At 29.1% G+C, this 2,767-nt stretch carries 2 protein-coding genes; both read right to left on the reverse strand.

Going from position 1 to position 2,767, the window contains the following annotated elements; translation table 11 throughout:
• Positions 1-204: 204 nt before the first annotated feature.
• Entirely contained in the window at positions 205-897 is a 693-nt protein-coding gene (locus tag Q0876_RS15590; protein WP_299229800.1) for a tetratricopeptide repeat protein, read from the reverse strand.
• A gap of 825 nt (positions 898-1,722) precedes the next feature.
• Positions 1,723-2,667, reverse strand: a complete 945-nt coding sequence (locus tag Q0876_RS15595) for a tetratricopeptide repeat protein (protein ID WP_299229803.1) — start codon at positions 2,665-2,667, stop codon at positions 1,723-1,725.
• Positions 2,668-2,767 lie beyond the last annotated feature (100 nt).

Here is a 2,767-nt window from a genome sequence, read left to right on the forward strand (position 1 = left end):
CTAAGAAGAAAACAAAATACAAAAATGAAAGTTGAATTTTTAAAGAGCATCTGTTTTCTGGTATTGCACCTAACGTGTTCGTGTATGATTTGTGCGACCTATAATCCGGAGGATTTAAGGTTGTATCAAATCAGTTGATTAAATATATGGATTTTAATTGAAGTATGAGTTTAGCATTAATTATACACGTTGTTGTAGGTAGTATTATTGTTTAGATTCTAGTTTTCTCCTTTCGACTAATATTTTTAGCATTTTGAGTTCCTCAGTAGGATTTTTTCTTATTAGATTATCATAAAGACTAATAGCCAAATCAAAATTATCACTATAGTCTTCTACAAAAGCTAGATACAGAGAAGCCTCAAGGTTTTCAGGCTCAATTTCAAGCACACTTTTAAAATCGAATCTTGCTTTTTTATAATTTTTTAATTTAAAATAATTAATACCTCGTTGTAGTAAGAAAATATTCTTAAATGTAAATTTTTCAATTTTTATTGTTAAATCATTTATTTTAGAATTAATAATTTTTTCTTCTTGGTCATTTAATTTTTTTTCACGGGCTTTTTCAGCTAAATTGTAGAATGAGTCACACTCAAATATTAGAAACTCAAGATTATTACTAACAACTTTCTCCATGTATTCATATCCGTAATCATATGCTTTTCCATATGTTAATTCATCTTTTGAGCTAAACTTTTGATAGAAGATGTTGTGAATTTCGTCTTCATAGTTTTTTATTACAGAATTTAAACAATTATCAAATGAATCGTCTATTGAAGGGTTCTCTGAATTTATTTTGCCAAAACATTTACAGAAATCCTTTAGTATGCTCTGTTCAAGTCCTTGAGCAAACCCTGTAGTACTTAATAAAAAACAAAATAGTACTAAAATATTCTTCATTCAATAATGATTTACCTACAACGTGTTTGTGTATGGTTAGTTGCGTGTTTAAGTAACTAATTTAGTAAACAAAAACGAACGCGAGAAAATTCCGAAGGAATTTTCCAAATAAGCACTTGCCAAAGCAATTAATTATACACGTTGTTAGCAAATCGGCTTTTTTCAGTTTACCCAATGTTCAGTCAGCTTAATAAATTCACTTAATTCGTACGCAACGAATATTGTCAAAATCGATAATTCGGTTTTATATTTTTCTTTTTTCCTGAAAGTCAAAGCGTAACTCACAATCGGAATTATCATTAAAAATTTCAGTTCATTTGCATAAGGATAGTGCATTAATTTCGAGAAAAACGAAACGAAAGCAAAAAGTCCTATAATCAAATTCAGCCATTTTCTTTTAATTCCACTATAAGCAAAGAATATCAAGCTCAAAATTCCGAAACTGATAAACGAAATGTTAGTCAGAAGTTCATTTTCGATAAAGGACAGAACAAAACTAATAATTAGTCCAACTAAAATTCCGACTAATAATTTCGGTTTAGTTTTCTTAAAGAGAAAAATTCCGATTAAGATTCCAATTCCGATTATAATTTTTGCGTAGGTCATTTTCAGCTGTTTGCTAACGTATTTGTGTATGGTTTGTGCGGAATTTAGCCGAGCGCTTTTGCGCTAGGATGAGCCACTTGTGGCGAAAATTCCGCGGGAGAAAAAGCGCGACAGCTAAGCTGTTGAGATTTTTCAGTTAAACCATTTGTTTGTTTAAAGTTAGGAATTTTATTTGAAGTTCATGTGCAAGCATGAACTATACACGTTGTTGTAGTGCGTTTATTTACAGTTCCAGTCCATTGTATATTCTTTATATGGCTCATTCTCATATCGTCTAATTCCTCCATGATGTGAACATGCTCCTTGACCTAAGGAATAAGTCATTGTTCCATCCCAACATCTTGCTATTTTTCTGTAACGAGTTTTTGCGGTTATATTTCTTAAATTAGTACATGCATCACGACTCTCATATTTAACACCTAATCTATAATATTTAATCGCTTGTTTTTTATTTTTCAGGTTTTCATAAGTAATTCCTAAATTATTATAAAAAATTCCATTTGTTGTATCAGTCTCGATTGCTTTCTTGTAATATTCAATTGCCTTTTTTCTTTTTTTCTTATTTGAATAATATATACCAATTTGATTAAATATTAATCCATTTGGAATACTGTCACAAAGCATTTTATAAGTTTCAATACCCGCAATAGTATCTTTTAACTCAAGGTATTTGTTATAAGTATTTAAATGTGAATTGGTGAAGTTAATACTATCTTTAGAAGAGAAAGAAAGTAAGCTTTCTTGTAGTAATTCTTTTGAGTATGATGTATCCTTTTGTTGAAGGCTCCATTCATAAAGTGATTTTATTCTATCATACCTAATTCTGCCATTTTTAATAGAGTTCAAAGCAATTTTAAAATCTTTTTTGAACAATATAGTATCTCCTTTACTTTTTTCAATTTTTCCTTTTAGTATGAAATACTCAGGATTTATATTCAAACTATCAAATTTGATACTTTCGTTAATCAAACTTAATGCTACATCATAATTTTTTGATTTAAACTCGGCTTTGGCTTTTTCAAAATTCTCATTCGCTTTATCAGGAAAAAACATGACAGAAATTAGTGCTATTAAAAACATTAAAACGATAAAACCTAAAATAGAAAAAAGACATCCTTTTAAAATAAGTTTTCCTGTCGATTTCTTCTTAGTTTTCTTTTCCATTTTTATCTTTCTCAAATGCACTACAACGTGTTCGTGTATAATTACGTTACGGAAAATCGGTTACGATTTTCCGATGAAAGACTAAGTTAATTAATTCCGA

This window comes from uncultured Psychroserpens sp. (assembly GCF_947503375.1).
Taxonomy (GTDB): Bacteria; Bacteroidota; Bacteroidia; order Flavobacteriales; family Flavobacteriaceae; genus Psychroserpens.

Coding starts and splice junctions, on each gene's coding strand:
- Q0876_RS15590 (WP_299229800.1), bottom strand. CDS start 897: ATGAAGAATATTTTAGTACTATTTTGTTTTTTATTAAGTACTACAGGG.
- Q0876_RS15595 (WP_299229803.1), bottom strand. CDS start 2,667: ATGGAAAAGAAAACTAAGAAGAAATCGACAGGAAAACTTATTTTAAAA.